This is a genomic window from Paracoccus sp. TRP, from assembly GCF_000185925.1.
Lineage (GTDB): Bacteria > Pseudomonadota > Alphaproteobacteria > Rhodobacterales > Rhodobacteraceae > Paracoccus > Paracoccus kondratievae.
The window spans coordinates 122,709-149,471 of sequence record NZ_AEPN01000007.1 but is presented as its reverse complement, the minus strand read 5'-3'; the positions used below and the strand labels follow the sequence as shown (position 1 = coordinate 149,471).

Annotated in this window: 23 protein-coding genes; 9 read left to right on the top strand and 14 right to left on the bottom strand. The window is 63.5% G+C overall.

Features of this window, described 5'->3' with window-relative positions:
* Window positions 1-190: hypothetical protein (locus tag PARACOCCUSGL_RS22370; protein WP_237701490.1), on the top strand; the 190-nt coding region annotated here is incomplete at its 5' end.
* On the opposite strand, the gene PARACOCCUSGL_RS0106665 is transcribed toward PARACOCCUSGL_RS22370, so the two are convergent.
* From PARACOCCUSGL_RS0106665 to PARACOCCUSGL_RS0106645, 5 genes are all read right to left on the bottom strand, one after another.
* Window positions 180-803, bottom strand: a complete 624-nt coding sequence (locus PARACOCCUSGL_RS0106665; RefSeq protein WP_010394487.1) for an SCO family protein — start codon at window positions 801-803, stop codon at window positions 180-182. The genes PARACOCCUSGL_RS22370 and PARACOCCUSGL_RS0106665 overlap by 11 nt on opposite strands.
* Window positions 793-1,764, bottom strand: coding sequence for a DUF1775 domain-containing protein (locus PARACOCCUSGL_RS0106660; protein ID WP_010394485.1), 972 nt, complete (start codon window positions 1,762-1,764; stop codon window positions 793-795). The genes PARACOCCUSGL_RS0106665 and PARACOCCUSGL_RS0106660 overlap by 11 nt, the downstream gene beginning before the upstream one ends.
* Window positions 1,765-1,833: 69 nt before the next feature.
* On the bottom strand, window positions 1,834-2,241 hold the full coding sequence (locus PARACOCCUSGL_RS0106655; RefSeq protein ID WP_010394483.1) for a DUF2946 family protein: 408 nt from the start codon (window positions 2,239-2,241) through the stop codon (window positions 1,834-1,836).
* Between the two features lie 53 nt (window positions 2,242-2,294).
* Window positions 2,295-3,947, bottom strand: coding sequence for an iron ABC transporter permease (locus PARACOCCUSGL_RS0106650; protein ID WP_010394481.1), 1,653 nt, complete (start codon window positions 3,945-3,947; stop codon window positions 2,295-2,297).
* A gap of 21 nt (window positions 3,948-3,968) precedes the next feature.
* Window positions 3,969-4,982 carry a Fe(3+) ABC transporter substrate-binding protein gene (locus PARACOCCUSGL_RS0106645; protein WP_010394479.1) on the bottom strand — a complete coding sequence of 338 codons (1,014 nt, stop codon included), beginning with the start codon at window positions 4,980-4,982 and terminating at the stop codon, window positions 3,969-3,971.
* A gap of 92 nt (window positions 4,983-5,074) precedes the next feature.
* On the opposite strand from PARACOCCUSGL_RS0106645, the gene PARACOCCUSGL_RS0106640 reads away from it, so the two are divergent.
* Window positions 5,075-6,190: an ABC transporter ATP-binding protein gene (locus PARACOCCUSGL_RS0106640; protein ID WP_010394477.1), complete on the top strand. Its 1,116-nt coding sequence runs from the start codon at window positions 5,075-5,077 to the stop codon at window positions 6,188-6,190.
* Between the two features lie 3 nt (window positions 6,191-6,193).
* Here PARACOCCUSGL_RS0106640 and PARACOCCUSGL_RS0106635 read toward each other — a convergent pair whose 3' ends face one another.
* From PARACOCCUSGL_RS0106635 to PARACOCCUSGL_RS0106605, 7 genes are all read right to left on the bottom strand, one after another.
* Window positions 6,194-8,797 carry a nitrate reductase gene (locus PARACOCCUSGL_RS0106635; protein ID WP_010394474.1) on the bottom strand — a complete coding sequence of 868 codons (2,604 nt, stop codon included), beginning with the start codon at window positions 8,795-8,797 and terminating at the stop codon, window positions 6,194-6,196.
* A gap of 8 nt (window positions 8,798-8,805) precedes the next feature.
* Entirely contained in the window at window positions 8,806-9,612 is an 807-nt protein-coding gene (locus tag PARACOCCUSGL_RS20345) for a formate/nitrite transporter family protein (RefSeq protein WP_010394470.1), read from the bottom strand.
* Between the two features lie 49 nt (window positions 9,613-9,661).
* Window positions 9,662-9,997, bottom strand: coding sequence for a nitrite reductase small subunit NirD (gene nirD / locus PARACOCCUSGL_RS0106625; protein ID WP_010394469.1), 336 nt, complete (start codon window positions 9,995-9,997; stop codon window positions 9,662-9,664).
* On the bottom strand, window positions 9,994-12,426 hold the full coding sequence (gene nirB / locus PARACOCCUSGL_RS0106620; protein ID WP_010394468.1) for a nitrite reductase large subunit NirB: 2,433 nt from the start codon (window positions 12,424-12,426) through the stop codon (window positions 9,994-9,996). Before nirB ends, nirD begins: the two co-directional genes overlap by 4 nt.
* A gap of 18 nt (window positions 12,427-12,444) precedes the next feature.
* The gene (locus PARACOCCUSGL_RS0106615) at window positions 12,445-13,665 is read right to left on the bottom strand and encodes a nitrate/nitrite transporter (protein ID WP_029371682.1); all 1,221 of its coding nucleotides are present in this window, start codon (window positions 13,663-13,665) and stop codon (window positions 12,445-12,447) included.
* A 286-nt stretch (window positions 13,666-13,951) separates the two neighbouring features.
* The gene (locus tag PARACOCCUSGL_RS0106610; RefSeq protein ID WP_010394466.1) at window positions 13,952-15,124 is read right to left on the bottom strand and encodes a CmpA/NrtA family ABC transporter substrate-binding protein; all 1,173 of its coding nucleotides are present in this window, start codon (window positions 15,122-15,124) and stop codon (window positions 13,952-13,954) included.
* On the bottom strand, window positions 15,115-15,705 hold the full coding sequence (locus tag PARACOCCUSGL_RS0106605; RefSeq protein WP_029371681.1) for an ANTAR domain-containing response regulator: 591 nt from the start codon (window positions 15,703-15,705) through the stop codon (window positions 15,115-15,117). Before PARACOCCUSGL_RS0106605 ends, PARACOCCUSGL_RS0106610 begins: the two co-directional genes overlap by 10 nt.
* 327 nt (window positions 15,706-16,032) lie before the next feature.
* Here PARACOCCUSGL_RS0106605 and urtA point away from each other — a divergent pair, with 327 nt between their 5' ends.
* From urtA to pdxY, 7 genes are all read left to right on the top strand, one after another.
* On the top strand, window positions 16,033-17,325 hold the full coding sequence (gene urtA, locus PARACOCCUSGL_RS0106600) for an urea ABC transporter substrate-binding protein (RefSeq protein ID WP_010394464.1): 1,293 nt from the start codon (window positions 16,033-16,035) through the stop codon (window positions 17,323-17,325).
* Window positions 17,326-17,394: 69 nt separating this feature from the next.
* Window positions 17,395-18,975, top strand: a complete 1,581-nt coding sequence (gene urtB / locus PARACOCCUSGL_RS0106595) for an urea ABC transporter permease subunit UrtB (RefSeq protein WP_010394462.1) — start codon at window positions 17,395-17,397, stop codon at window positions 18,973-18,975.
* 1 nt (window position 18,976) lies between these two features.
* Entirely contained in the window at window positions 18,977-20,053 is a 1,077-nt protein-coding gene (gene urtC, locus PARACOCCUSGL_RS0106590) for an urea ABC transporter permease subunit UrtC (RefSeq protein WP_010394460.1), read from the top strand.
* Window positions 20,050-20,781, top strand: coding sequence for an urea ABC transporter ATP-binding protein UrtD (urtD, locus tag PARACOCCUSGL_RS0106585; protein WP_010394459.1), 732 nt, complete (start codon window positions 20,050-20,052; stop codon window positions 20,779-20,781). Before urtC ends, urtD begins: the two co-directional genes overlap by 4 nt.
* Window positions 20,762-21,478, top strand: a complete 717-nt coding sequence (gene urtE, locus PARACOCCUSGL_RS0106580; RefSeq protein ID WP_010394458.1) for an urea ABC transporter ATP-binding subunit UrtE — start codon at window positions 20,762-20,764, stop codon at window positions 21,476-21,478. Before urtD ends, urtE begins: the two co-directional genes overlap by 20 nt.
* Before the next feature lie 59 nt (window positions 21,479-21,537).
* Window positions 21,538-22,290: an MOSC domain-containing protein gene (locus PARACOCCUSGL_RS0106575; RefSeq protein ID WP_010394457.1), complete on the top strand. Its 753-nt coding sequence runs from the start codon at window positions 21,538-21,540 to the stop codon at window positions 22,288-22,290.
* The gene (pdxY, locus tag PARACOCCUSGL_RS0106570; RefSeq protein ID WP_010394456.1) at window positions 22,287-23,123 is read left to right on the top strand and encodes a pyridoxal kinase; all 837 of its coding nucleotides are present in this window, start codon (window positions 22,287-22,289) and stop codon (window positions 23,121-23,123) included. The genes PARACOCCUSGL_RS0106575 and pdxY overlap by 4 nt, the downstream gene beginning before the upstream one ends.
* Before the next feature lie 12 nt (window positions 23,124-23,135).
* Here pdxY and PARACOCCUSGL_RS0106565 read toward each other — a convergent pair whose 3' ends face one another.
* Together PARACOCCUSGL_RS0106565 and PARACOCCUSGL_RS0106560 are read right to left on the bottom strand one after the other, a co-directional pair.
* Window positions 23,136-25,448 (bottom strand): Tex family protein, encoded by a 2,313-nt coding sequence (locus PARACOCCUSGL_RS0106565; protein ID WP_138918297.1) that lies wholly within the window; start codon window positions 25,446-25,448, stop codon window positions 23,136-23,138.
* 178 nt (window positions 25,449-25,626) lie between these two features.
* A complete protein-coding gene (locus PARACOCCUSGL_RS0106560; RefSeq protein ID WP_029371677.1) occupies window positions 25,627-26,649 on the bottom strand; it encodes a LacI family DNA-binding transcriptional regulator in 1,023 nt (340 codons plus the stop codon).
* Window positions 26,650-26,763: the final 114 nt, after the last annotated feature.

The following is a 26,763-nucleotide window of genomic DNA, read 5'->3' as shown; positions in this document are numbered from 1 at the left end:
GGAATCCTTTTTGTCAACACAACCTAACATCCAGCAATCACCCCTGTGGGAACAGCAGCGTGAGGGCCTGCCAAAACATTTCGGAAACAGAAAGGCCGACCCAGACAGGATCGGCCAAAGTCTATGTGCAAGAAAGACGGCGCCGCATCCCATAGCGGCGCCGGAAAAGCTTTTGCAGATCAGCTGTTGAGCAGCTTGCGCAGGCTTGCGAGGGCGCGCTCACGTTCTTCCTGATAGCCGATCAGCCCGGCGTAATCGCCATTGGCATCGAAAAGCAGCATGGTCGAGGAATGGTCCATCGTGTAATCGCCGCTCTCCATCGGGGATTTGCGGGCATAGATGCGGAAAGCCTTAATCGCCTTGGCCACCTCTTCCGGAGCCCCCGAGACACCGATCACGCCCGGCACCCACGAGACGTATTCGCGCAGCGTCTCGACCGAGTCACGCTCGGGATCGACGGTGACGAAAAAGACCCGCAGCGCCTTGCCGTCCTCGCCCAACTCTTCCTGCCAGCCGGCCACATCGCCCAGGGTCGTCGGGCAGACATCGGGGCAATGGGTAAAGCCAAAGAACACCGCCGAGGGCTGGCCCTTCAGCGACGCCTGGGTGAACTCCGTCCCCTCGGTCGTGGTCAGGCTGTATTCGCCGCGCCCCAGCGCGGCCGCCCCGGTATCAGCGATCGAGCCAGTCCCCGACCGGGGCGAGACAAGCTGGAACCAGCCTACCCCCAGCACGGCCAGAGCCACCAGCGCCCAAAGAACATAGCGCAGGGGTTTCAGCCCGGATTTGTGTTCAGTGGCCATGATGTGCGTTCCCCTTGTCTTCGGTGCCGGCATTGCGGGGACCAACCCGCAGCGGCAGAGTGACTTCGCCCGCTTTCTCGAATTTCAGCGTGACATTGACCGTCTCGCCCTCAACCAGCGGCTGTTTCAGCTCCATGAACATCAGGTGATAACCGCCGGGCTTAAGTTCAACCGTTTCACCGGCGGGAATAGTCAGGCCCTCGGGCAGCTGGCGCATCCGCATGACCTCGCCCTCCATCGCCATCTCATGGATCTCGGCGCGGCCGGCAAAATCGACGCTGGCCGATATCAGCCGATCCCCGGCTCCGGCATTGGCTATGGTCACGAACCCGCCAGCGACCGGCGCGCCAGGAGGTGTGGCGCGGCTGAAGCCGTTGCTCAGCGTCAGATCACCCAGCTTGATCGCGCCATCATCCGCCGCAGCATTATGGCCGCCGTGCCCGTGATCGCCCTTGCCAGCGGTGACGGTAACACCTGGCGCAGGATTCGGAACCTCTTTGCTGCCCGAGACATCGGTCCAGTCCTCGCGGCCATTCGCGCATTCCTGCACCGTTTTGAAATACAGCACCGTCTCGGGCGCGATATCAGCCCCGACCGTGCCGCGGATGACGAATTCATCGTACCAGTCATCCTGCAGATCGCCACCCGACCAGATCACCTCGCGTGTGCCTTCGGTCATCTCTTTGCCATGATTGTCAAAGGGTTTGGCATAGGGGCCCTTGACGGTTTCCAGCGTCCAGCCCGCCTTGGGCATCGGCTTGGCATTATAGAACCCCTCGGGCAGTTCGACGCGCAGGGTATTGGTTGCCTGACCCTCACAACCGTGACCGACGCGGATCACCGCACGATAAGTCGAGCCTGCCGCAGCCTCTTTTTGCTCAAGCGTGGCGTGGGAAAGAGCGGGAGTGGCAGCAAGGCCAAGCAGCGTGGCGCAAAGCGCACGGAAAACATGGTTTTTCATGACATATCTCATCTGATGGGAATTGCCCCCGAACCTCATGGTCACAGGGTTTTACAGCAAATATCTCCGTCAGATGATCGCAGGCGGCCCCCGCGCCGAGGGTAAAAGCAGCATCCCGCCATGCGGCAGGGCGGCAGGCGCAGGCCAAAGCGCAAGCCGCGCCTCGGCCGCCTGCGGCAGGGCCATGGGGGCCGAACCCGAACCAAGCAAAGGCTGGCCATGCGGGCTCCAGTCGCATGTGTGATGATCGCCGTGCGGCGCCTGTTCTTTGGGGATCAGACTGCCGTCGGGGGCGACAGCCATCTCGACCAGCCCGACGCCCGAACATAGCACGACGGTAATTCCGCCCTGCGCATCGCGGCTTAGCATGGTGCCCGGCAGAATCAGCGAGAACAGCAGGAATGGCAGAACCGCCAGCCAGCAGCACAGCCGCCGCAGCGCGTCCTTTCTTGACCGATATGCGTCCCTGACCTGCATAGGGGCAGCCCTGTCAGAAATCTGCGTTCCGGAAAAGGGGCAATCTGCCGCAGTCACCGTCTGATCGTCCGTGCCAGAACCATGACCGGCAAGATGCCGATCACCACGATGATCAGCGCCGCGATAGCAGCATCCTCATAAGTGCCGCGCGCTGCCTCGCCGTAAAGATGGGTCGAAAGCGTCTCGAAATTCAGCGGCCTCAGCAACAAGGTCGCGGGCAGCTCTTTGACGCAATCGACAAAGATCAGCAGCCCCGAGGCTGCAAGCGCCGGGCGTGAGATCGGCACATGAACCTGTCGGAACACCTGCACCGGATTGCGCCCCAGCGTGCGTGCCACATGGTCAAGCGAACGCGGCACCCGGCTAAGCCCCGCCTCGATCCCTCCGGTAGCGATGGCCAGAAAGCGCGCGGCATAGGCATAGATCAGCGCCGCGCCAGAGCCCAGCAGCAGCAACCCGGGTGCCGCACCGAACAGCGTCTGCGACACCGCCGAGATCTGACGGTCGACCAGCGCAATCACCGGTAAAAGGCCGATTGCCAGAATGGTCCCCGGCACTGCGTAACCCAGTGTCGAAAGCCGCGCCATGCTTTGGGTCAAGAGGCCGGGCCGCAGCCGCGCCGCCCCCGTCACAACCAGCCCCAGCAGCAGCGCAACCAGCGTCGCCACAACGGCGAAAAAGGCGGTGTTTGCAGCCTCTGCCAGAATGCGCGGCGACAGGCCGGCAAAACGGTAGCGGCTCCATGCTGCGGCCACCAGATAGCAGGCAGGGGCAACGAACCCCAGCATGATCGGCAGCGCGCAGACCAGCATCGCCCCCAAGGTCCGCCAGCCCCGCAGGCGCGTACGGCGCAGGGGCTGGCTGCGCTGCGCTCCGGCTGCATAGTGCTGACGCTTGCGGCCCCGGCGTTCAAGCAGCACCAGCGCCATGATGATCGCCAGCATCGCCAGTGCGATCTGCGCCGCCCCCGGCAGATCCGAGCGGTTGATCCACGTCGAATAGACCGAGACGGTCAGCGTGCGCACGCCCAGAAACTCGGCCGCGCCAATATCGTTCATCGCCTCCATCAGCGCCAGCGCGGTGCCGATGGCCACTGCTGGCCGCGCCAAGGGCAAGGTAACGCGCAGAAAGGTCGCAACCGGCCCGGCGCCCAGCGTCCGACCTGCGTCCAGCAGGTTGCCGGCCTGCATGGCAAACAGCGCCCGCACCGGCAAATAAACATAGGGGTATAGCACCATCCCCAGCAGAAAGATGCAGCCCGGCATCGAGCGGATATCGGGCAGGCGGAACTCTCTCGGGCTGGAATAGCCAAGCAAATGGCGGATCGCCCCCTGCACCGGCCCAACCGGGTGCAGAAGGTCCAGATAAGCATAGGCGACGATGTAGGTCGGCACAGCCAGCGGCAAAAGCAGCGCCCAGCCGAAAAACCGCCGTCCCGGGAAATCGCACGAGGCAACCAGCCATGCCGTTACTGTGCCAAGGGTAGCGACAATGATGCCGACCCCCAGCAGCAGGATCACCGTCTGTTGCACCGCCACCGGCAGCACATTGCTGATCAGATGCGCCCACAGTCCCGGACTGCCCTGCAGTGCAAAAAGCCCCAGCGCGAGCACAGGCAATAAAACCAGCGCGGCGACAGCTATAGCTGCCGCCTGCCAGCCTGCCCCCGCGCGATCACGGGGGCTTTGCACCAGTTCAGGGTTCATCCGGTCGGTGCCTGCAGGGTCTTAGTTGTCGAAGCCCACCGCCTCGGCCAGTTCGCTCGCAGCTTTGCGCTGACGGGCGATCTCGGTCAGATCGGTGCCATCGGCTTTCAGACCGGCCAGATCCTCGATCACCGGGCTGACCGCGACACCGGCTTTGACCGGATATTCAAAGTTCGCTTCGGCATACAGTTTCTGCGCATCGTCCGAGACCAGATATTCCAGCAGCTTGACCGCCTGATCACGGTTCGGCGCATGTTTGGCCACAGCCGCACCCGAGACGTTCACCTGAGTGCCGCCGTTTTCAAAGGTGGGCAGGATGACCTTGATCGCCTTGACCCATTCCTCTTGTTCGGGACCACCGGCGCCACTGCGCATCAGGCCAACGTAATACGAGTTCGCAATGCCGATTTCGCAAATGCCGCCCATGATGTCGCGCGCCACATCGCGGTCGCCACCGCCAGCCTTGCGGGCAAGGTTCGCCTTGACGCCTTCAAGCCAGGTTTTAGCGGCCTCTTCGCCGTGATGGACGATGTAAGAGGCGGTCAGCGCGACGTTATAGGGATGCTGGCCGGAACGGATGCAGACCTTGCCCTTCCATTCGGGCTTGGCCAGATCCTCATAGGTAAAGCTGGTCAGATCCAGATCCTTGTTGGCGTAAAGTACCCGCGCCCGCTGCGACAATGCAAACCAGTTGCCATCCTTGTCGCGCAGATTTTCGGGGATCGCGGCGCTCAGGGCCTCGGATTGCACCGGCTGGGTCAGGCCGCGATCAGCCAGATCGACCAGATTGCCGATATCGACGGTCATCAGCACATCGGCGGGCGAGGCCGCACCCTCTTGCTCGACCCGCTCGGCCATCCCGTCCTTAAGGAAGATCGTATTGACCTTGACCCCGGTCGATTCGGTGAAGGACGCCAGCAGCGGCTCGATCAGATTCGGCTCGCGCGTGGTGTAAAGGTTCAGTTCTTCAGCACTTGCAGCCATCGCCTGCGCTGCCAGCAGCGCCCCGATCAGCCCGGATAGTCCAACCCGCATCACCAGTCCTCCTTGCGATTTCTCGACACGTTTACTAAACTTATTACTAAAGTAAACTATTCTCATCCGGTTACGGTCACGAAGGGGGCCCGATGAACCAGTTCGCCAGCCCTCCTGAATGGGCGAGCCATGTGGATGTTCGGGGGCTGGCCGCGCAGGCCGCCCCGCAAGATCCCATGCTGGAGGTCGAGGCGCTTTGCCGCCGCTTTGGTGACACCCCTGCCGTTCAGGATGTCGGCTTTCGCGTCGTGCGTGGTCAGGTGACCTGTCTGCTTGGCCCGTCGGGCTGTGGCAAGTCGACGACGCTGCGTATGATCGCGGGGATCGAGCAGCCCGATTCCGGGCGCATCCGCATCGACGGCCGCCCCATGTGCGACACGGGCACCTTTCTCCCGCCCGAGCGGCGCCCGGTTGGCCTGATGTTTCAGGATTTCGCGCTGTTTCCGCATCTCGACGTCGCCGCCAATGTCGGCTTTGGCCTGCAAGGCCCGGCGGCCGACAGACGCAACCGCGTGGGTGAACTGCTGGAGCGCGTGGGTCTGTCGGGCTATGCGACGAAGTACCCTCATGAGCTTTCGGGGGGTGAACAGCAGCGCGTCGCGCTGATCCGCGCGCTGGCGCCGCGCCCTTGCCTGATGCTGATGGATGAGCCCTTTTGCAGCCTCGACAACCGGCTGCGCGACGGGGTGCGCGATGCGGCGCTGGACCTTCTTCGCGAAACCGGGACGACCGTACTGATGGTCACCCACGACCCCGAAGAGGCGATGTTGATGGGCCATCGCATTGCCGTCATGCGCAAAGGACGGCTTGTCCAGGAGGGCCCGCCGCAGGATCTTTACGACCGCCCGGCGGATCGCGGCGTTGCTGCCTTCTTTTCCGATCTTAACACACTTGCAGGACGTGTGTCAGGCGGCCGGGTTGAAACCGCACTGGGGGCATTCCCTGCCCCCGGTCTTATCGAAGGCAGCCGGGCCGAGGTTGTCATTCGCCCGCAACACCTGATCCCCTCGCATATGGACGGAGCATCGGCGCGGGTCGAGCGTGCCCGCTATCTGGGCCGCGAAAGCCTGATCGAAACGCGGCTTGAGCCCGGAGGCGCGCTGATGAAATCGCGCGTCCCCGGTCTGGTCCTGCCCGCCCAAGGCAGCCTGATCCACCTTGCCGTCCAGCACGGCGCGGCAATGGTCTTTGCCAGCAAGGACAGCTGAGCCTTATTGCGCTGCCTCACGGCAGGCCACACCGGCATCAAGCAGCGCCCGGATCTCGGGCCGGCATGAACCGCAATTGGTACCCGCGCGCAACGCCTGCCCGACCGCCTCGACCGAGGTCAGGCGGCGACTGGCGATAGCTTTGACTATACTGTTGACACCGATACCGAAACAGGCACAGACAAGCGCCCCCTCATCCGGGCGGTCGGCTCCGGGGCGGCCAGCCAGCACCTCGGCACCACCCTCGCAAAGCAGTGCCGTGATATGGCTTCGCGACAGGGCCACCGGCCCGGCCGCAACGAATAACGCCGCCTGCAAGCGGCCATCGCGCAGAAAGGCCAGCCGCACCTGGCCGCGTGCGCGGTCGTGCACGACCAGCGGCTCATCCTCCAGGCCAAACAGGGCCCGGGCATGGTCGGTCCAGTCCGCAGGCGGCTTTCGCCCAGCCAGTTCGGCCTGCACGCCATTGGGCAGGATCGCCCGCGCCCAATAGTCGCAGTCGGGTCGCATCTCACCAGCAGAAACGGCAAAACCGAACCAGCGCGCCGCGAACGGCCTGATCGCCACCGCCGCCGATTTCAGCGCCGGCTGGCCCGAGACCGGATCCGTCGCGCCCGGCACCAGCGCATCAACCCGGCCCGTGGGCGCGGTCTCGCCCGTCCAATGCATCGGCGCAAAAGGATGCCCTGGCGCGACGCGGTCGCTGACCAGCACGCGCAACACCGCGCTTCCATGTGCATTGGTCACCTCGGCAAGGGCTGTAGGTTGCAGGCCCAGTTGGGCAGCGTCGGTCGGATGCAGCTCAAGATAAGGTTCGGCCAGATGCCGGGACAGGCGCGGTGACAGGCCGGTGCGGGTCATCGTGTGCCAATGATCGCGCACCCTACCGGTGTTCAGCCGGAACGGATAGGCCTCACTGACCGGCTGCGGGGGGCGCGGCGTAACCGCGACCATCCGCCCGCGCCCCGAGGGCGTGTGAAAGCGCCCGTCGCCAAAGAACCGCCCGCCTTGCTTTGTGGCCGATTGTGGCCAAAGGAACGGCTCAAGCGCATCATATTGTGCCACGCTGATCCCGGCATGAGCCGAGATATCAAAATCGCTCCCGAGACCCGCCGCCACGCCCGACAAGGCCGCGTATTCGGCAAAGACCTGCGCCGGGTGCTGCCAGCCAAAGGATGCGCCCCAGCCCATACGCCGCCCGACCTCGGCAAGGATGCGCCAGTCGTCCCGCGCCTGCCCGGGCGGGGTAAGAACGCGGCGCTGGCGACTGATGCGGCGTTCGGAATTTGTCACCGTGCCGTCCTTTTCACCCCAGCCGGTCGCAGGCAGGGCGACATGCGCAAACCGCATGGTGTCAGTCTGTGCCATGATGTCCGAAACAACAACAAAATCGCAGCCCGCGATGGCACGGGCGACGCGGTCAGCCTCGGGCAGGGTTACGGCAGGGTTCGTGCAGATGACCCACAGCGCCTTGATGCGCCCCTCTTCGACGGCGCGGAACATATCCACGGCCTTCAGCCCAGGGCGCTGCGCCATGCGCGGGGCGTTCCAGAAGGTACGCACTGCCTCTCGATGGTCAGGGTTCCCGATCTCAAGGTGACAGGCCAGCATATTGGCCAGCCCGCCGACCTCGCGCCCGCCCATGGCATTGGGCTGACCTGTGACGCTGAAGGGTCCCATTCCCGGCCGGCCGATCCGCCCGCTGGCCAGATGACAGTTCAGGATCGCATTCACCTTGTCGGTGCCGCTGTCGGATTGATTCACGCCCTGCGACCAGACTGTCACCACCTTGTCGCTGTGCATCCACAGATCAAAGAACTGCCGCAACTGGCTATGCGCCAGCCCCGTCACAGCAGGGGAAGTGGCTCGCGCAGCCGCCAGCGCCTCTTGGATATTTTCAAGATCGTCGGGACAAACCTCTGATCTGCGGCTGATTTCCGCAAGTAACAGGTTGAAAAGTGCGGCATCAGAACCCGGTGCGATTTGCAGATGCAGATCGGCGATATCACAGGTCGCGGTGCGGCGCGGGTCGATGACGATGACCCGCGTCCCCCGTGCTTCGCGCGCGGCCACCAGCCGCTGGTAAAGGACAGGATGGCACCAGGCGAGGTTTGAGCCGACAAGCACCACCGTATCGGCCAGCTCAAGATCCTCGTAAAGCCCGGGCACCGTGTCAGAACCAAAGGCGCGGCGATGCCCCGCAACCGCAGAAGCCATGCAAAGGCGCGAATTGGTGTCGATATTGGCCGAGCCGATATAGCCTTTCATCAGCTTGTTGGCGACATAGTAATCCTCGGTCAGAAGCTGACCCGAGACGTAGAAGGCGACCGAATCCGGGCCATGCGCAGCGATAGTTTCGCAAAAGCGGCGGGCAATGAGGTCCAGCGCCTCATCCCAGCCCGCCTCGCGGCCATGAATGCGCGGGGCACGCAGCCGGCCGCGATGGCCGGCCGTCTCGCCCAGGGCCGCGCCTTTGACGCAAAGCCGACCGCGGTTCGCCGGATGCGCGGGATCGCCCGCCACCGCAAGCCCGCCACCGCCATCAGGCGTCGCAAGCACGCCGCAACCGACGCCACAATAGGGACAGGTGGTGCGGATGGTCTGCATCGCGCGGCTCATTCAGCAGCTACCGGCAGCGGGTCGTCCCCTTCGGCCCCCCGGGCGGGCGCGGTCCGGTGATGGGTGGCGTAGATCATGGCACCGACAAAGGTCAGCCCGCCGACCAGATTGCCCAGAACCGTCGGTATCTCGTTCCAGATCAGGTAGTCGCCGATGGTGAACTGGCCGCCAAGCAACAGACCTGCCGGGAACAGGAACATGTTCACGATGGAATGTTCAAACCCCATGTAGAAAAACACAAGGATCGGCATCCACATCGCGATCACCTTGCCCGAAACGCTGGTGGACATCATCGCCGCGACCACTCCGGTCGAGACCATCCAGTTGCACATCACCGCGCGGATAAACAGCGTCAGCATTCCCGCCGCGCCATGGGCCGCATAGCCCAGCGTACGCCCTTCGCCGATATGGCCGAGCTTTTCGCCGACCGCATTCGGGGCCTCGGAAAAGCCGAATGTGACGATGATCGCCGTGAAAACCGCAACCGTAAAGGCCCCGGCGAAATTGCCGCAAAAGACCAGGCCCCAGTTGCGCATCATGCCGCCCGGCGTGACGCCCGCCCGGCGGTCGATCAGCGCCAGGGGCACAAGTGTGAACACCCCGGTCAACAAATCAAAGCCCAACAGATACAACATGCAAAACCCGACCGGAAACAGCAGTGCCCCCAGCAGCGGCTCGCCTGTGTTCACGGTCACGGTGACCGCAAAGGCCGCCGCCAGCGCAAGGATCGCCCCGGCCATATAGGCGCGGATCAGCGTATCCCGGGTGGACATAAAAACCTTGGCCTCGCCCGCGTCGATCATCTTTTTTGGCAAAATCGGCAGGATTTACATAGGACATGACAGACCTCCTTCAGGCAGCGTTGGAGCGAAAGACAAGTTCGGCGCTGATCAGAATGCGCCCCTGTTCGACGCGCACGGGCCAGGTGCGGACCGCCCCTTCGTCGGCCCCCTGCGCCTGACCCGAGTTCATGTCGAAAACCCAGTTGTGCAGCGGACAGGTCACCCGGTCGCCATGGACGATCCCTTCGGACAGGGGGCCGCCTTTGTGTGGGCAGCGATCATCCAGCGCAAAAACGCGGTCGTCCATGGTACGAAATACCGCCACACAGCCATGAGCGGTGCGGATCACCCGCGCGCCCTGACGGGGAATGTCGTCAAGAGCTCCGATATCGACAAAGACGGTCATTCCGCGGCCTCCAGGGTCAGATCGGCAAGAGGCGCCCAGCGTGGCGTCTCGGTTGCGGTTGAATGTTCGGCCCAGGGGTCCTTGCGATAGACCGACTGGCTGATCTCGAAACGCTGCACGAGGGCATGGCGTGTGGGCAGATCCTCGATCTGGGCTTTCACCCAGTCGAGCCCGGCCTTCGCCACCCATTTGTAGGGCCGGTCCAGATAACGCGCATTCTCGCGGTATAGCTGAATAAAGGCGGTGATGATCTCGACCGCCTCATCTTCGGACGGGGTCGAGGCCAGATGCTCGGTCTCTTTCACCTCCATCCCGGCCGCGCCTGCGACGCTGATCTGATAGCCGCTGTCCACGCAGACCACGCCCACATCCTTGCACGTCGCCTCGGCACAGTTGCGCGGGCAGCCAGAGACACCCAGCTTTACCTTATGCGGCGTCCATGACCCCCAAAGCAGCTTTTCCAGCCGGATACCCAACCCGGTCGAATCCTGGGTGCCAAAGCGGCAGAACTCGCTGCCAACGCAGGTTTTGACCGTGCGCAGCCCCTTGGAATAGGCATGGCCCGACACCAGCCCCGCCGCGTTCAGATCGGCCCAGATATGGGGCAGGTCCTCTTTGCGGACACCCAGCAGATCGATGCGCTGGCCGCCGGTGACCTTGACCATGGGCACGGCGAATTTCTCGGCCGCATCGGCGATGGCACGCAGCTCGGCCGGGGTAGTGACGCCGCCCCACATACGCGGCACCACCGAATAGGTGCCGTCCTTTTGGATATTGGCGTGGTTTCTTTCATTGACGAAACGCGACTGGCGGTCGTCCTGATATTCCAGCGGCCATTCGGCCAGCAGGTAATAATTCAGCGCAGGCCGGCAAGAGTGGCAACCGCCCACGGTTTTCCAGCCCAGTTCCTGCATGACCGCTGGGATGGACTTTAGCTCCATCGAGCGGATCAGCCGCCGCACGTCCTCATGGCTGTGGTCGGTGCATTTGCACATGCCTGCCGGTGCGGAAGCGGCGAACCCGTCACCAAGAACCAGCTTCATCACCTGCTCAACCAATCCCGAACAGGTTCCGCAGGAACCCGAGGCCTTGGTGCAGGCCCGCACCGCATCAAGGGAGGTGGCACCGTTCAGCACCGCCTCGGTGATCGTGCCTTTGCAAACGCCGTTACAGCCGCAAATCTCCGCCTCAGGCGGCAAGGCTGCAACGGCCGCCATAGGGTCCAGCCTGGACCCTCCCTGAAAGGCCGGGCCAAAAATCAGCGTATCGCGCATCTCTCCGACGTCGGTGGCGTCCTTCATCAGCCCGTAAAACCAGTTCCCGTCGGCGGTATCGCCATACATCACCACGCCGATGATGCGGTTTTCCCGCAGGACCAGCCGCTTGTAGATGCCTCGTCCGGGGTCGCGGAAAACGATGTCCTCGCGCCCCTCGCCCTCGGCGAAATCGCCGGCGCTGAACAGATCGCAGCCCGTCACCTTCAGCTTGGTCGCGGTCTGGACCGGCTGAAACAGGGCCTCTTTGCCCATAAGGGTCCGGGCCAGAACCTTGGCCTGATCGTACAGCGGCGCGACAAGGCCAAAAAGCTGGCCGCGATGCTCGACACATTCGCCCAAGGCAAAGATATGAGGATCGCTGGTGCGCAGAGCGTCATCAACGACGATACCCCGTTCGACCTCAAGATGGGCATCATTGGCCAGGCGCACCTCGGGCCGGATGCCGACGGCCATGCAGACCAGATCAGCAGGATAGACGGTACCATCCTCAAGCAGCACCGCCTCGGCCCGGCCATGGCCAAGGATCGCCTTGGTCGCGCCCTTGCAGTGGACCCTGATGCCGCGCCGCTCCAGATCGCGCTGCAACAGATAGCCGGCCGCGGGGTCAAGCTGGCGCTCCATCAGGTGCCCCATCAGATGAATGACGGTAACACTCGCCCCCCGCGCGGCCATGCCCGCTGCGGCCTCAAGCCCCAGCAGCCCGCCCCCGATCACCACTGCGTCCTTGCCAGCAACCCCGGCCTCGATCATCGCGTTGGTGTCTTCCAGATCGCGATAGGTCACGACGCCAGGCAGATCATAACCCGACACCGGGATAATGAATGGCGCCGAACCTGTGGCGATCACCAGCGCGTCATACGCGGCGCTGCTGGCATTGGAGTGGACCCTGCGGTTTGCGCGGTCGATGCGCACCACAGGCTCGCCAAAGCGGCAATCGACACCATGTGCGGCGTACCAATCCGCGTCATGGGTGACGATCTGCTCATAGGTCTTTTCGCCCGACAGGACCGGGGACAGCATCAGCCGGTTGTAATTGCCGCGCGGTTCGGCGTTGAACAATGTGACCTGCCATTCGCCCGGCGCGGCCTCAAACAGATGCTCCAGCAAACGGCCCGAGGCCATGCCAGCTCCGATGACGACAAGTTTCTTCATCGCAGGACTCCTTATCTTTCAGGCGGCTTGCAGGGGCGCGCGGCCCATCTGGCGGATCGAGGCGTGCATCCACAGCGTGCAGGCTGCGACGAGCGCGAAAAGCGCGATGAAACAGCTGGACCACAGCCCGGTCTGATCGCGCAGCCAGCCAAAGAGCAGCGGCAGGACGAAACCGCCCAACCCGCCGATCATGCCGACAAGGCCGCCGACCGCGCCGACATGAGCGGGATAATAGCTGGGAATGTGCTTATAGACGGCCGCCTTGCCGAGGCTCATGAAAAAGCCAAGGACAAAGATCACGATCAGGAACACCGAAACCGGCACAGCCCCGGGCAGCGACAGGATCGCGGTCGCGGCAAGTGAGACGATAAAGGTCGCATACATCACCGACCGCGCCCCGATCCGGTCCGACAGCACGCCTCCATAGGCGCGAAAGATCGAACCGGGGATCGAATAGGCCGCGCCGATCATCCCGGCAGTCCTGATGTCGAACCCGTAAACCTGCGTCAGGTAATGTGGCAGCCACAGGGCCAGCGCCACGAAACCGCCAAAGCTGAAGAAGTAATAGGCCGAAAAGCGCCAGACCCGCATCTGGGCAAGCGGTGCGAACTCGGCCCGCAGCGAGGTTCTGCGCCCTGCCCCGGTGGCGGTGACCGGATCCTCTTTGCTAAAGATCCAGAACAGTACCGCAGTCAGCGCCAGCGCAGCGGCCCAGATCTGCGCTGTCGCCTGCCAGCCAAAGGCCAGCATGACAAAAGGCGCCACAAATTTGGTCAGTGCAGCGCCGACATTGCCGGTGCCAAAGATACCCAGCGCCGTGCCCTGACGCCCCTTTGCATAAAAGCGTGAAACATAGGCAACGCCGACCGCGAATGACCCGCCGGCCAACCCGACGCCAAGCGCGGCAATAAGCATCTGCGGCCAGGTCGATGCCCAGGACAAAAGAAAGGTCGCAACCGCGGCTGCCAGCATGGTCAGCGTATAGACGCGCCGCCCGCCCAGCCGGTCGGTCAGTACGCCCAATGCAATCCGCACCAGCGAGCCGGTCAGGATCGGCAGCCCGATAAGCAGGCCAAACTGAGTTTCGCTGAGCAACAGTTCTTCGCGGATCTGTAACCCGATGATCGAAAAAATGGTCCAGACGGCAAAGCAGATGGTGAAGGCAAAGGTCGAGAAGCCCAACGCGCGGCAGGCCTCGGCAGGTGATGCGGGGGATGTATGAGAGGTAAGGGCGGGCATGATGGCTCCGATGCGTTTCTGATGGCGAAGGCTGTCGGAAAGCGTGGGCCGGGCGGCAAAGGGCCGCGGCGGAACATGCGCTTTCAGGGGGGATGGATCTCCGCGCCCTTGCGGAATCCGTGCCGCATCATTGCGAGCGGGCCCATGGCGCGCCGTTGCGTCGGGCCATGAGTTCAGACTGGATCAGGGAAAACGTTGGATCAAGGATTGATGCGGCATCGCAGCATTACCTGACCGCTTCGCCCGAAAGCCGGGCAGGCAAACGAGTAGTCTGCCTGCAAAACGCTCAATCCGCGAAAGGCGGCTCAAACACCGTGCCATCAAAGAACGCATCGGCACGCAGAATCATCTGGCCTTTTTCGGCACCGACCTCGCGATCCTCGGTCAGGGCACCTTCAAGCCGGGCCGAGGCTCCGGGCAGGGCGGCCCCGGCCGCGCGCAGGTGCTGACGGTAAAGATCGGTACGGAAATGCGCCATCGCCCGCCGCATTGCGGCATCGGGCTGTAACCCATAGCGCCGCGCAATGCGCTGCGCAAAAAGCGCGGCAAGGCTTTTCCACGGAAAGGTCGCGGCACCGGCGTGAAAGGCGACAAAGCCCGGCACGTGGCGGATTTCGCCCGAAGGGGTCACCTGCAAGCGCCCGGTCAGACCGCGTTCAGCCAGTTCGGCGGGCAGGTCCAGATATTCGCGCCGCGACAGAATCTCGGCAGCGGTATCGCGGTTCTCACGCTCATCCAGCCAGCGCCCGGCACGCCAGATCGCGCGCATCAGCGCCCCCGTCATCTCGGGCTCGGCCGCGATAAAGTCCCGTCGCAGCACCAGCCCCTTTTCAGGCGGAGAGGCCCAGACAGCCGTGCCGGGCAAAAGCAGCGCCGCGACACCCCGATCCACCGCGCTGGAGGCCCATGGCTCACCAACGCAAAATGCATCGACCTCGCCCGCCGCCATGGATTCCGCCATCAGCGGGGGCGGCACGGTCACGACCTCAGGCGCCGCATCAAAACCGCAGACGCCAAGCCAGTGCTGCATCAGCTCCAGCTGGGTCGAGAAATGAAACGGCACCCCCACGCGCAGCCGCTCGGGCGCCGCGCGGCGCAGTGCCTCGCCGGCCTTGCGCGCGTCACGAAAGTCGAAGTCATGGCCCAGATCACGCATCCGCGCAGCCAGGGCAGCACTGACCGCCACCGCCTGCCCGCCCTGGGACAGAAACATTACCAGATCCAGATCCGGCAGGGCCGGACCCAGCCCCATCGCCTGCGCTACCGGCATGGGCGCCAGCATATGCGCGGCCTCGATCAGCCCCGCGCCCAGCATGTCCCGGGCCTGCGCCCATGCGCCAAGGCGCAAAAGGCTGAACTCAAGCCCCTCTTCAGCAGCAAAGCCCAATTCGGCCGCGACGATCAGCGGCGCAGCGTCGATCAGCGGCACATAGCCAAGGCGCACAGATGTCAGCCGCATGAAAGCAACCCCGCGGCAAGGACAAGCTGCTGGGCGATCTCGGCCACGCGTTTGCCCTGATCCATCGCCGTCTTGCGCAGCAGGGCATAGGCGGCCTCTTCGTCGATGCCGCGCGCCTTCATCAGTACGGCCTTGGCGCGGTCGATGACCTTGCGCTCTTCCAGCGCGGCGCGGGTCGTGGCCAGTTCCGCGCGCATACGCTGAAACATGTGAAACCGCGCAATGGCCGCATCAAGGATCGGCTTGATCCGGTCGGGGCGCAGCCCGTCCACGACATAGGCGGAAATCCCAGCCTCGACCGCAGCTCGGGTCAGATGCTCGTCCGAGCGGTCGACGAACATGGCCACCGGCCGTTCGGTCGGACCCGACGCCAGCGCCAGCTCTTCGAGCACGTCGCGTGAAGGGTTGGCAAGATCAATGAGCACGATATCTGGCCGAAACTCGGCGATGTGGCGGGCAAGGCCGGTTTCCTCCGAGATGATGCGAATGTCGTGGTCTCCGATCTCGCGCAGCCCGTCCACGATCGGGGCGGCACGTTCCGGGTCGGGCTCGATGACCACGATCGAAAGACGCTTGTCCATCTGGTTCCTGCTCTCTTTCGTCCCAGCAGGTGCCAGCTTGGCGGCGCACCCGCAACGCATCGCGCCCTTGCCGCGCGCGCCATCCGTCATCTGCGCAAGGACCGGGCAGATATTCCGCCCGCCGCCCGCATCCCGGGCAGAACACGGGTTCCGCCGGGGCGCGAACATTGCAATGCCGCCTGACCGGGCAAGTGCGACACGGGGTTGCCTGCCATCAGGGCGCGCCCGGTTTTCTGCCGCCCCCGGCACGGTTCGCGCTGGTTCTGCGCCGCCGCGAGGCCGTTAGCTTGGCGCAGTTCCCTTCGTCCTTATCCGGAGAACGTCCGCATGAAACTCCCATCCCTTACCGCATCGCTGCTTTCCGCTTTGATCGGCACGGCTGCGCTGGCCGAGGACACATCCGAGCCGATCAAGGTCGGCATCCTGCATTCGCTGTCGGGCACGATGGCAATTTCCGAGACCACGCTTAAAGACGCCATGCTGATGCTGATCGAGCAGCAAAATGCCAGGGGCGGCGTCCTTGGCCGCAAGCTGGAACCAGTGGTGGTCGACCCGGCCTCGGACTGGCCGCTTTTTGCTGAAAAAGCGCGCGAGCTGATCGCGGGTGATCAGGTGGCCGCTGTCTTTGGCTGCTGGACCAGCGTGTCACGCAAATCGGTGCTGCCAGTGTTTCGCGAACTCGACAGCATCCTGTTCTATCCCGTCCAATACGAGGGCGAGGAATCCGAGCGTAACGTCTTTTACACTGGCGCGGCACCAAACCAGCAGGCGATCCCCGCAGTCGAATATCTGATGGATCAGGGGGTCGAACGTTGGGTGCTGGCCGGCACCGACTATGTCTATCCGCGGACCACGAACAAGATCCTTGAGCAATTTCTTAAGGACAAGGGCGTCGCGGATGAGGATATCCTGATCAACTACACGCCCTTTGGTCAGTCCGACTGGCAGACGATCGTTTCGGACATCAAGGCCTTTGGCAGCACTGGCAAGAAAACGGCAGTCGTCTCGACCATCAACGGCGATGCGAACGTGCCTTTCTATAAGGAACTTGCCAATCAGGGCATCACCGCCGAACAGATCCCCGTCGTCGCCTTTTCCGTCGGCGAGGAAGAGCTGGCGGGCATCGACACCGCGCCGCTGGTCGGTCACATGGCCGCATGGAACTATTTCCAAAGCGTGGACGACCCTGCGAATTACGAATTCATCGACGCCTGGCACAAGTTCACCGGCAGCGACAAACGCGTGACCAACGACCCGATGGAGGCCCATTACATCGGCTTTAACATGTGGGTGAAGGCGGTCGAAAAAGCCGGCACCACCGACCCCGACAAGGTCATCGACGCCATGGTCGGCATCGAGGTTCCGAACCTTACGGGTGGCAAGGCCATCATGGGCAAGGATCACCACATCACCAAGCCGGTCATGGTGGGCGAGATCAATGCCGAGGGCCAGTTCGACATCGTCTGGGAAAGCGAAGGCGAGGTTCCCGGCGACGCCTGGTCCGATTACCTGCCCGGCTCAAAGGATCTGATCGCCGATTGGACCGATCCGATCCGCTGCGGCAATTACAACACCACGACCAAGACCTGCGGCGGCGCCGAAACCACCGCATCGAACTGATCCCATCCATGAAGAAAGACCGCGCGCCGCACCCTTGTAGTGCCGCGCGCGGGCCAAGCGAGGGACCATATGCGACTGATCCGGCTGATCCTGCTTTGCCTTATCATGCCCGCCGCGGCGCTGGCGCAAAGCTTTGAGGAAATCGCCAGAGCCCTGCCCGAGGGCAGCTATGACGACCGCGCGGACCGTGTCTCGGCACTGGCCAGCAGCGGCGATCCCCGGGCCGAGGCGCTGTTGACCGCACTGGTCGGCGGCGATCTGGCAGTGCTGAAATCCGACGGCCGGTTGGTAATCGTCACCGATGGCAGCGCCACAGATGCGCTGAGCGGCGATCCCGCAGGCTCGGTCACCCGCCGGGATGTGACCCCGGTGCGGGTGAACAACAACCTGCGTGGCCATGTTCGTGCCGCCTTGGGCACGCTGGGTCTTGTCGCCGAAAGCCCCGCCGCCCGCACCCGCGCCGCCGCGCAGGTCGAGGCCGCGCCCGATCCCGCGCAGCTATCCGCATTAGAGGCTGCACTATCGCGGGAAACCGACACAAAAGCCCGCGACGCGCTGGAAATTGCGCGGGCATCAGTGCTGCTTGTCGCGCCCGATGCCACACCCGACGAACGGGCCGAGGCCCTTGCCCTGATCGCCGAGCGGCGTGGCGCGGCGGCACAAGTTCGGATCCGCCCGCTGCTCTCTGATCCGGCGCTAAAGGATGCAGCCCGGACGGCGCTTGCAGATATCGAACGCGCCGAGGCACTGCGTGGATGGGGGTTGACGCTTTGGCAGGGGTTGTCGCTCGGCTCGGTTCTGCTGCTTGCGGCCATCGGCCTGTCGATCACCTTTGGCGTCTGCGGCGTCATCAATATGGCGCATGGCGAACTGGTGATGCTTGGCGCCTATACGACCTTCATGGTCCAAGAGGTCATCCGCACCCACGCGCCGGGGCTTTTTGACTGGTCGCTGGCGATTGCCCTGCCGCTTGCCTTTCTTGTCACTGCCGCCATCGGCATCGCGGTTGAGCGTGGCATCGTACGCAGGCTTTACGGCCGGCCGCTTGAAACTCTGCTTGCCACATGGGGCGTCAGCCTGATCCTGCAACAGGCGGTCCGCTCGATCTTTGGGCCAAACAACCGGCAGGTCGGCAACCCCTCCTGGATGTCGGGCAGTGTCGAGGTGCTGGGCCTGTCGCTGACCTGGAATCGCATCTGGATCATGTTGTTCGCGCTGGCCGTCTTTGGCTTTCTGATGCTGGTGCTGCGCCGCACCGCACTGGGGTTGCAGATGCGTGCCGTCACCCAGAACCGCGCCATGGCGGCGGAAATGGGCATCCGCACCGGCCGCGTCGATGCGCTGACCTTTGGTCTTGGTGCCGGGATCGCCGGGCTGGCGGGGGTGGCGCTTAGCCAGATCGACAACGTCTCACCGAACCTAGGTCAGGGTTATATCGTCGACAGCTTCATGGTTGTGGTCTTTGGTGGGGCAGGCTCACTTTGGGGCACGCTGGCCGGGGCGTTCACGCTGGGCATCGTGAACAAGCTGGCTGAGCCTTTAGCCGGGGCGATGCTCGCCAAGGTGATGATCCTGATCTTTATCATCCTGTTCATCCAGAAACGCCCGCGTGGTCTGTTCCCGACCCGTGGCCGGGCGGTGGAGGGCTGACATGCGCCTGATCGACCGCAACATGACCGTCTTTCTAGGCGGGCTTTTCATCCTTACCGTGGCGATCCCGCTGATGCAGGGCAATATCCTGCCCGGCTATGCTATTCAGCTTGCGGGGAAATACCTTTGCTACGCGCTGCTTGCCGTGGCGCTGGACCTGGTCTGGGGCTATGCTGGCATCCTGTCGCTGGGACATGGTGCATTCTTCGCGCTTGGCGCCTATGTCATGGGCATGCATCTGATGCGCGAGATCGGCGCGCGCGGCGTCTATGCCAATCCCGAACTGCCCGATTTCATGGTCTTTCTGAACTGGGACAGCCTGCCATGGTACTGGCTCGCCTCGGGCAGTTTTGCCGCAACGCTGGCGCTGATCCTGCTCGTGCCGGGCTGCCTGGCCTTTGTCTTTGGCTGGTTCGCCTTTCGGGCACGGGTCAGCGGAGTTTATCTGTCGATCATCACGCAGGCGATGACCTATGCGCTGATGCTGGCGTTTTTCCGCAACGAGATGGGTTTTGGCGGCAATAACGGCCTGACCGACTTCAAGGACCTGCTGGGAGTATCGCTGTCCTCGCCGGAAATGCGACTTGTGCTATTTATCGCTTCGGCGCTGGCGCTGGCGGGCGGGCTGCTGCTTGCCCGGGCGATCACGGCAAGTCACCTTGGCCGGGTGCTGGTCGCAATCCGCGATGCCGAGAGCCGAACCCGCTTTCTTGGCTACCGGGTCGAGCATTACAAACTGTTCGTCTGGACCGTCTCGGCCATGATGGCGGGGGTGGCGGGCGCGCTTTACGTTCCTCAGGTCGGGATCGTGAACCCGGGGGAATTCGCACCCGCAAACTCGATTGAAGTGGTGATCTGGGTGGCGCTTGGCGGCCGGGGCACGCTGGCCGGAGCCGCACTTGGCGCAATCGTGGTTGCGCTGGCGCGCACATTGCTGACCGGCTGGCTGCCCGACGCGTGGCTGTATGCGCTGGGGGCACTGTTCATCCTCGTCACGCTATATCTGCCCAAGGGGATCGTCGGCGCGCTTGGGGATCTGCGCCCTGCCCGCAAGCAGTCAAAGGAGGTTCCGGCATGACCATCCTCAACATCGACAGCGTATCGAAAAGCTTTGACGGTTTCAGGGCAATCAACGATCTGAACCTTGCCATCGACAAGGGAGAGCTGCGCGCCATCATTGGCCCGAACGGCGCAGGCAAGACCACGATGATGGACCTGATTACCGGTCGTATCCGGCCTGACCGCGGCACGCTGTTCTTTGACACCACCCATGATCTGACGCGACTGGACGAAGCAGGCACCGCCCGGCTGGGCATCGGCCGCAAGTTCCAAAAGCCAACGGTCATCGAAAGCCTGACCGTGGCCGAAAATATCGACCTGGCCCTGGCTGGACCCCGCGACGTCTGGTCGGCCCTGCGTGGCCCACATGGCAAGTCAGCGGTGAAAGAGCGTGCCCGGCTGCTTGATCTGGTGCGCCTGCCTGACCCTGACCTGCTTGCCGGTGCGCTGAGCCACGGCCAGAAACAATGGCTGGAAATCGCGATGTTGCTTGCGCAAAAACCGCGCCTTTTGCTGGTGGATGAGCCCGCCGCCGGCATGACCGACGCCGAGACGATGCGCACCGCAGAGCTGTTGCGCAGCCTTGCGGGCGAGCATTCGATCGTGGTGGTCGAACATGACATGGATTTCGTCCGCGCGCTCGATTGCCGCGTCACGGTCCTGCATCAGGGTCATGTGCTGGCCGAGGGGCCGCTTGACCATGTTTCCCGCAATCCCGAGGTAATCGATGTCTATCTTGGCCGCTGACGCGCTGGTCGTCGAAAATGTCAGCCTGCATTACGGCGCGGCGCAGGCGCTGCGCGGGGTCTCGCTACAGGCACCGGTCGGGCAGGTCACGGCGGTCATGGGCCGCAACGGCGTTGGCAAGACCAGCCTGATGCGGGCCATCACCGGACGCGAAAAGGTCTCGGCCGGACGGATATCGCTTGCCGGCCGCGACCTGACCCATCTGCCGCCCCACGCGCGGGCGCGGGCGGGTGTTGCCTCATGTCCGCAGGGGCGCGAGATCTTTCCCTTGCTGACCGTGCGCGAGAATCTTGAGACCGGCTTTGCAGGCCTGCCCCGCGCCGAGCGTCACGTCCCGCCCGAGGTCGATGAGCTGTTTCCGATACTGGGTGAGATGGCGCAGCGGCGCGGCGGCGACCTGTCAGGCGGACAACAGCAACAGCTTGCCATCGGCCGGGCGCTGGTGACGCGGCCAAAACTATTGGTCCTCGACGAGCCGACCGAAGGCATCCAGCCTTCGGTCATCAAGGACATCGGCCGCGCCATCCGCTATCTGCGCGATCAGGGCCGCATGGCTATCGTACTGGTCGAGCAATATGTCGATTTCGCGCTGGAACTTGCGGACCGCATCATCGTCCTGGATCGTGGCACGGTAGTGATGCAGGGCGAAGCCGCTGCCATGGACCATGACGCCCTGCGCCGTGCGATTGCGGTCTAGCCATCTTGAGCCTGCCCCGGCTTTGGCTAATCTGGCCACGGCAGTGAACAGAGGACGCCATGGCCGAGATCATCCTGCTGACCGGCAAGGCCGCGCCGCTGCCGGGCAGCGATCAGTCGAGCGGTATCGACAAGCACCCGGTTGACCACCCGCTGGCGCTGGGACCGGAGGGCTTTGCGGGCGATGAACAGGCCGACCGGCGCGTGCATGGCGGGCCGGAAAAGGCTGTGCATCATTATCCGTTCGATCACTATGCGGCCTGGCGGGATGAACTGGCCTCTCTGGCGCCCTTGGGGCAGCCGGGGGTTTCGCACCCCCGGACCCCCGCGGGATATTTGGGCACGAAAGAAGCTTTTAGGTTGCTGGAGACCGCGGGGGCGTTTGGCGAGAATATCTCGACCCTTGGGCTGGATGAGGGAAAGGTGGCGGTCGGTGACATCTTTCGTCTGGGGTCGGCCCTTGTTCAGGTCAGTCAGGGACGGCAGCCCTGCTGGAAACTGAACCGCCGGTTCGGGGTCGGGGACATGGCCCGCCGCGTCCAGCAAAGCGGGCGCACCGGCTGGTATTACCGTGTCCTGCAACCCGGCACCGTCGCGCCGGGCGACCGGCTGGAGCTGATTGACCGCGTCGCGCCCGATTGGACCCTGCGCCGGCTTTGGCATGCGCTTTATGTGGACCGGCTGAACATGACCGAGTTGCAGGGCATTGCCGCGCTGGAGGTTCTGGCCGAAGGCTGGCGGCGCTATGCCATGCGCCGGCTGGAAAGCGGCCGGGTCGAGGACTGGACGAAGCGACTGGAGGGAAGCCCATGATCCGCCCGCTTGTGATCTCAATTCAGAGCCAGGTGGTTCTGGGCCATGTCGGCAATTCGGCAGCAGTGTTTCCGATGCTTGCCGCCGGACTGGAGGTGACGCCGATCCCGACAGTGATCTTTTCGAATACCCCCGACTACCCAAGTCTGCGCGGCAGACCACTGCCCGGCGATTTCTTTGCCGAGCTGTTGCAGGGGGCCTGGGATCGCGGTTTGCCCGAACGGGCGGATTTCGTGCTGACCGGCTATATCGGCTCAATCGAGGTGGCGCGGCTGATCGCTGATTTCGTCGCCAAAGCCAAAGCGGTCAACCCGCGCCTGCGCTATTACTGCGATCCGGTTCTGGGCGATGAGCAGCCGGGGCTGTATGTGCCCAAAGAGATCGCGGACATCTTTCGCGACCGGCTGTTGCCTATGGCCGATATCGCCTCGCCTAATCCGTTCGAGATTGCATGGCTGACCGGGCAGCCTATCGCAGAGCTGGCGGATGTCCATCACGCAGCAGAGGCGCTGCACATGGCGCCTGAGGCACAGCTGATCGTCACCGGCTGCAAGCTGCGCGAGACCGCGCCCGGTATGCTGGAAAGCGTCATTCGCGGCCCTGACGGGCTGACACGCCATCCGACGCCCCACCTGCCCGTGGCCATGGCCGGGACCGGAGATCTGTTCGCCGGGCTGATCACTGCCGCGCTTGGGCAAGGCCGCAGTCTTGCCCAAGCGGTCGAGTTTGCGCAGGTCCAGACTTCGCGCGCACTGGCACGGGCAGCCGAACTGGGCACCAAAGAGGTCGTGCTGTCGGACCCAGAGTTCCGCGCCGCCCTGCTGAGGGCCTGACCCGCGCCCCGCCTAGTTCTTGCGCAGCGCGTTCAGCAGCGCCGCGCCAAGCGCGCCGGGCTGTTCCTTGCCTGCAGGGGCGGCTGATTTGGGGCCGCGTCCCGATTGGGGTCTGGGCCCCCGCTCTTTCTGCGCGTCGCGTGCCGGGGCGCCGCCGTCCTTGCGCATGGTCAGGCCGATGCGTTTGCGCGGCACATCAACCTCGGTCACGCGGACCTTGACCACTTGGCCTACCTTCACAACCTCATTCGGGTCTTTTACAAAACGATCGGCCAGCTGGCTGATGTGCACAAGCCCGTCCTGATGCACACCGATATCGACGAAAGCACCAAAGGCCGCCACGTTGGTCACCGTCCCCTCCAGCACCATGCCGGGACGCAGATCGGTGATCTCTTCGACACCTTCGGCAAAGCTTGCCGTGACAAAGCTTGGCCGTGGGTCACGACCGGGCTTTTCCAGCTCGGACAGGATATCGCGGATGGTGGGCAGGCCGAAATGATCATCGACAAAGGTCTCGGCCCGGATTCCCTTCAGCGCCTCGCCATTGCCCATGATCTGGCGGATGTCCCGACCGCAGGCAGCGACGATGCGGCGCGCGACGCCATAAGCCTCGGGGTGGACGGCAGAGGCATCGAGCGGCTCTTTTCCGTCGCGAATGCGCAGGAATCCGGCACATTGTTCAAAGGCGCGCGGGCCCAGGCCGCCGACCTTTTTCAGCGCGGCGCGCGACGGGAACGGTCCTTGCGCGTCACGATGCGCGACAATCGCCTGTGCCAGTGACGGGCCCAGGCCGGCCACATGGGCAAGCAGCGGCGCAGAGGCAGTGTTCAGATCGACGCCGATCGCGTTCACCGCATCCTCGACCACGGCCTCAAGCGTCCGGGCAAGCTGGCGCTGGTCGACGTCGTGCTGATATTGGCCGACCCCGATCGATTCGGGGGGCACCTTGACCAGTTCGGCCAAGGGGTCCTGCAGGCGCCGGGCAATCGAGACCGCACCGCGCAGCGACACATCAAGTTCGGGAAACTCTTTCGCAGCCAGTTCCGAGGCGGAATAGACCGAGGCCCCAGCTTCGGAAACGATCACCTTGACCGGAGCCTTGACCCCGGTGGGCAAACGTTTGAGCACATCGGCCACGAACCGCTCGGTCTCGCGGCTGGCAGTGCCATTACCGATTGCGATCAATTCGATCTTGTGGCGCAGGATGGCTGCGGCCAGCGCCGCCTCGGCCCCGCGCAGGTCGGATTTCGGCGGAAAAGGGTAAAGGGTCGCCGTCTCGACCAGCTTGCCGGTTCCGTCCACAGCAGCAAGCTTGACCCCGGTGCGGATGCCGGGATCAAGCCCGATGGTCGGACGCGGCCCGGCGGGCGAGGCCAGCAACAGATCCTTGAGATTGCGACCGAAAACCCGGATCGCTTCGGCATGGGCACGGGTGCGCAGCTCGGTCAAAAGGTCGATATACATGGTGTTGGACAGCCGTACACGCCAGCACCATCCAGCCACCTTGCGTAGCCACAGGTCGCCCGGCTGATCGCCCAGTCGGCCCAGAGCTGCGGCAACGATACCCTCGGCCCGCATTGTACCGGTCTCGGGCTCGGGCGCGATTCCGATGGTCAGGATTTCCTCTTTGGCGCCGCGCAGGATCGCCAGCGCCCTATGCGCCGGGATCGACGCCCATTTCTCGGCATGGTCAAAGTAGTCGCTGAACTTGGCACCGGCCTGCTCTTTGCCCGGCATCACCTTGGCCGAAATGATCGCCTCGGATTGCATGAACTCGCGCAACCGACCAAGAAGCGCCGCATTCTCGGACAGTTCCTCGACCAGAATGTCGCGCGCGCCATCAAGCGCCGCTTTCACATCCGGAACAGCCTCGGTCACATAGGCGGCGGCCAGCACCTCAGGCGCAGTGGCGCGGTCCTCTTGAATGGCACGCAACAGCGGCTCCAGTCCGTTTTCGCGCGCGATCATCGCCTTGGTGCGTCGCTTGGGCTTGAAGGGCAGGTAGATATCTTCAAGCGTGGCCTTGCTTTCCGCCCCGGCGATGGCGCGGGCCAGATCATCGGTCAGCTTGCCCTGCCCCTTGATCGATTCCAAAATCGCCACCCGCCGCGCCTCAAGTTCGCGCAGATAGACCAGCCGTTCGGAAAGGGTACGCAGCTGTGTGTCGTCCAGCCCCCCCGTCACCTCTTTGCGGTAGCGGGCAACAAAGGGCACGGTAGCACCACCATCAAGAAGGGCCGCCGCCGCCATAACCTGTGCAGGGTTGGCGTTGATCTCGGCGGCTATGGTGCGGGCAATGCGATCGGTTGCGTCCACGGGCGGCATCCTCTGCTGACTGGAGCGCCGTCATAGCCAAAAGCCGCCAGCGTTCCAAGCATACCGTGGCAGCGTCTTCAGGACAGCCGCACCGCCCTGAGAGAGTGCCACAAAGCTGGCAGCAACAGACTGCGAGCAGTCGATAAATATTTTTGCTCGTGAAAAGTTAAAATGATACGGGATAAAATCAGGCAGAGGCACGCAGGATCAGCTTGCCCTCAAGCCGCCGCAAAGGATTTGAGGGGCGCACTCCGTTCTCGATCATGCCGAAAAGCGTGTCGACGCTGTTTTCCGCAATTGATACATAGTCTTGTGCGACAGTGGTCAGGCCGGGGGCGGTAAAGCGGGCCATAGGATGGTCGTCATGACCCGCCACGCGCAGGGCGGTAGCCGCGCCGCGCCCTACCCTGAGCCCCTTTTCAAAGGCTGCGGCGATCAGGCCGATGGCGATACGATCATTGGCGCAAAGAACGGTATTGGTGGGCAGCCCATGTGCCGACAGCAGGCGCAGACCGGCGTCATAGCCCAGTTCCTCGAAATCCCATCGGGTCGACTCGACCGGGAAAACATGGGGCTGAAACCCCTGTTCTTCCATGGCACGGACATAGGCCTCACGTCGCTCACGGGCGTTGGTGTTAACGGCGGGCATGTCGAGAAAACAGGGTGGCTCGCCGCTGCGGCACAGGTAATCAACCATCAGACCAACGGTTTGAAAATTGTCGGTTCCGACAAAAATTTCATCTCCATTCATATGGTTGTCGAAAATCACCGTCGGGATATCAGCAGCGAGTTGATGAATGCGGTCCGAGGCAGAGCTGTCCCCAAGCGGTGCGATAACCGCCCCCGCGATGCGCAGGGAATAAAGCATCTCGATGGCGCTCAGCTCACGCTCGGTATCACCATGCGAGCACAGGACGATGGCCCAATAGCCGGCCTCGATGCAGCGGGTTTCGATCTGGCGCACGATTTCGGCATAGAACGGATCGACGATATGGGGGACAAGGATGCCGATATTCCTGGTCAGCTTGCGGTTCTGATTGATGGCAAAAAGGTTCGGGCGGTAACCGTAGCGGGCAATCGCCTCTTCGATCCTCTCACGAGTCGAACGCCGGACGCTGGACGGATCATTGAAATATTTCGAGATCGTCGGCCGAGAGATACCGCTGACGGCCGAGAACTCTTCCATATTCCTGATCTTCTGCTCTTCCATACAGCCCCCCTTGTCCGGCTTGACGCCGAAGCATTTTTTATCTCGCGTAAAGACTTAATTTGACAATATCATCCTGCGGACGATGCCGGTCAATAGCAGCCCCCTGCCCGTCGC

Excerpts from the sequence above, each read along its gene's own strand:
- PARACOCCUSGL_RS0106565 (WP_138918297.1), bottom strand. The coding sequence starts at position 25,448 with ATGCCGCCCGTGGACGCAACCGATCGCATTGCCCGCACCATAGCCGCC.
- PARACOCCUSGL_RS0106640 (WP_010394477.1), top strand. The coding sequence starts at position 5,075 with ATGAACCAGTTCGCCAGCCCTCCTGAATGGGCGAGCCATGTGGATGTT.
- nirD (WP_010394469.1), bottom strand. The coding sequence starts at position 9,997 with ATGACCGTCTTTGTCGATATCGGAGCTCTTGACGACATTCCCCGTCAG.
- PARACOCCUSGL_RS0106635 (WP_010394474.1), bottom strand. The coding sequence starts at position 8,797 with ATGCAGACCATCCGCACCACCTGTCCCTATTGTGGCGTCGGTTGCGGC.
- urtA (WP_010394464.1), top strand. The coding sequence starts at position 16,033 with ATGAAACTCCCATCCCTTACCGCATCGCTGCTTTCCGCTTTGATCGGC.
- PARACOCCUSGL_RS0106560 (WP_029371677.1), bottom strand. The coding sequence starts at position 26,649 with ATGGAAGAGCAGAAGATCAGGAATATGGAAGAGTTCTCGGCCGTCAGC.
- PARACOCCUSGL_RS0106610 (WP_010394466.1), bottom strand. The coding sequence starts at position 15,124 with ATGCGGCTGACATCTGTGCGCCTTGGCTATGTGCCGCTGATCGACGCT.
- nirB (WP_010394468.1), bottom strand. The coding sequence starts at position 12,426 with ATGAAGAAACTTGTCGTCATCGGAGCTGGCATGGCCTCGGGCCGTTTG.
- PARACOCCUSGL_RS0106650 (WP_010394481.1), bottom strand. The coding sequence starts at position 3,947 with ATGAACCCTGAACTGGTGCAAAGCCCCCGTGATCGCGCGGGGGCAGGC.
- PARACOCCUSGL_RS0106575 (WP_010394457.1), top strand. The coding sequence starts at position 21,538 with ATGGCCGAGATCATCCTGCTGACCGGCAAGGCCGCGCCGCTGCCGGGC.
- PARACOCCUSGL_RS0106645 (WP_010394479.1), bottom strand. The coding sequence starts at position 4,982 with ATGCGGGTTGGACTATCCGGGCTGATCGGGGCGCTGCTGGCAGCGCAG.
- PARACOCCUSGL_RS0106655 (WP_010394483.1), bottom strand. The coding sequence starts at position 2,241 with ATGCAGGTCAGGGACGCATATCGGTCAAGAAAGGACGCGCTGCGGCGG.
- urtD (WP_010394459.1), top strand. The coding sequence starts at position 20,050 with ATGACCATCCTCAACATCGACAGCGTATCGAAAAGCTTTGACGGTTTC.
- PARACOCCUSGL_RS0106660 (WP_010394485.1), bottom strand. The coding sequence starts at position 1,764 with ATGAAAAACCATGTTTTCCGTGCGCTTTGCGCCACGCTGCTTGGCCTT.
- pdxY (WP_010394456.1), top strand. The coding sequence starts at position 22,287 with ATGATCCGCCCGCTTGTGATCTCAATTCAGAGCCAGGTGGTTCTGGGC.
- PARACOCCUSGL_RS0106665 (WP_010394487.1), bottom strand. The coding sequence starts at position 803 with ATGGCCACTGAACACAAATCCGGGCTGAAACCCCTGCGCTATGTTCTT.
- PARACOCCUSGL_RS0106605 (WP_029371681.1), bottom strand. The coding sequence starts at position 15,705 with ATGGACAAGCGTCTTTCGATCGTGGTCATCGAGCCCGACCCGGAACGT.
- PARACOCCUSGL_RS20345 (WP_010394470.1), bottom strand. The coding sequence starts at position 9,612 with ATGATCGACGCGGGCGAGGCCAAGGTTTTTATGTCCACCCGGGATACG.
- urtE (WP_010394458.1), top strand. The coding sequence starts at position 20,762 with ATGTCTATCTTGGCCGCTGACGCGCTGGTCGTCGAAAATGTCAGCCTG.
- PARACOCCUSGL_RS0106615 (WP_029371682.1), bottom strand. The coding sequence starts at position 13,665 with ATGCCCGCCCTTACCTCTCATACATCCCCCGCATCACCTGCCGAGGCC.
- urtC (WP_010394460.1), top strand. The coding sequence starts at position 18,977 with ATGCGCCTGATCGACCGCAACATGACCGTCTTTCTAGGCGGGCTTTTC.
- urtB (WP_010394462.1), top strand. The coding sequence starts at position 17,395 with ATGCGACTGATCCGGCTGATCCTGCTTTGCCTTATCATGCCCGCCGCG.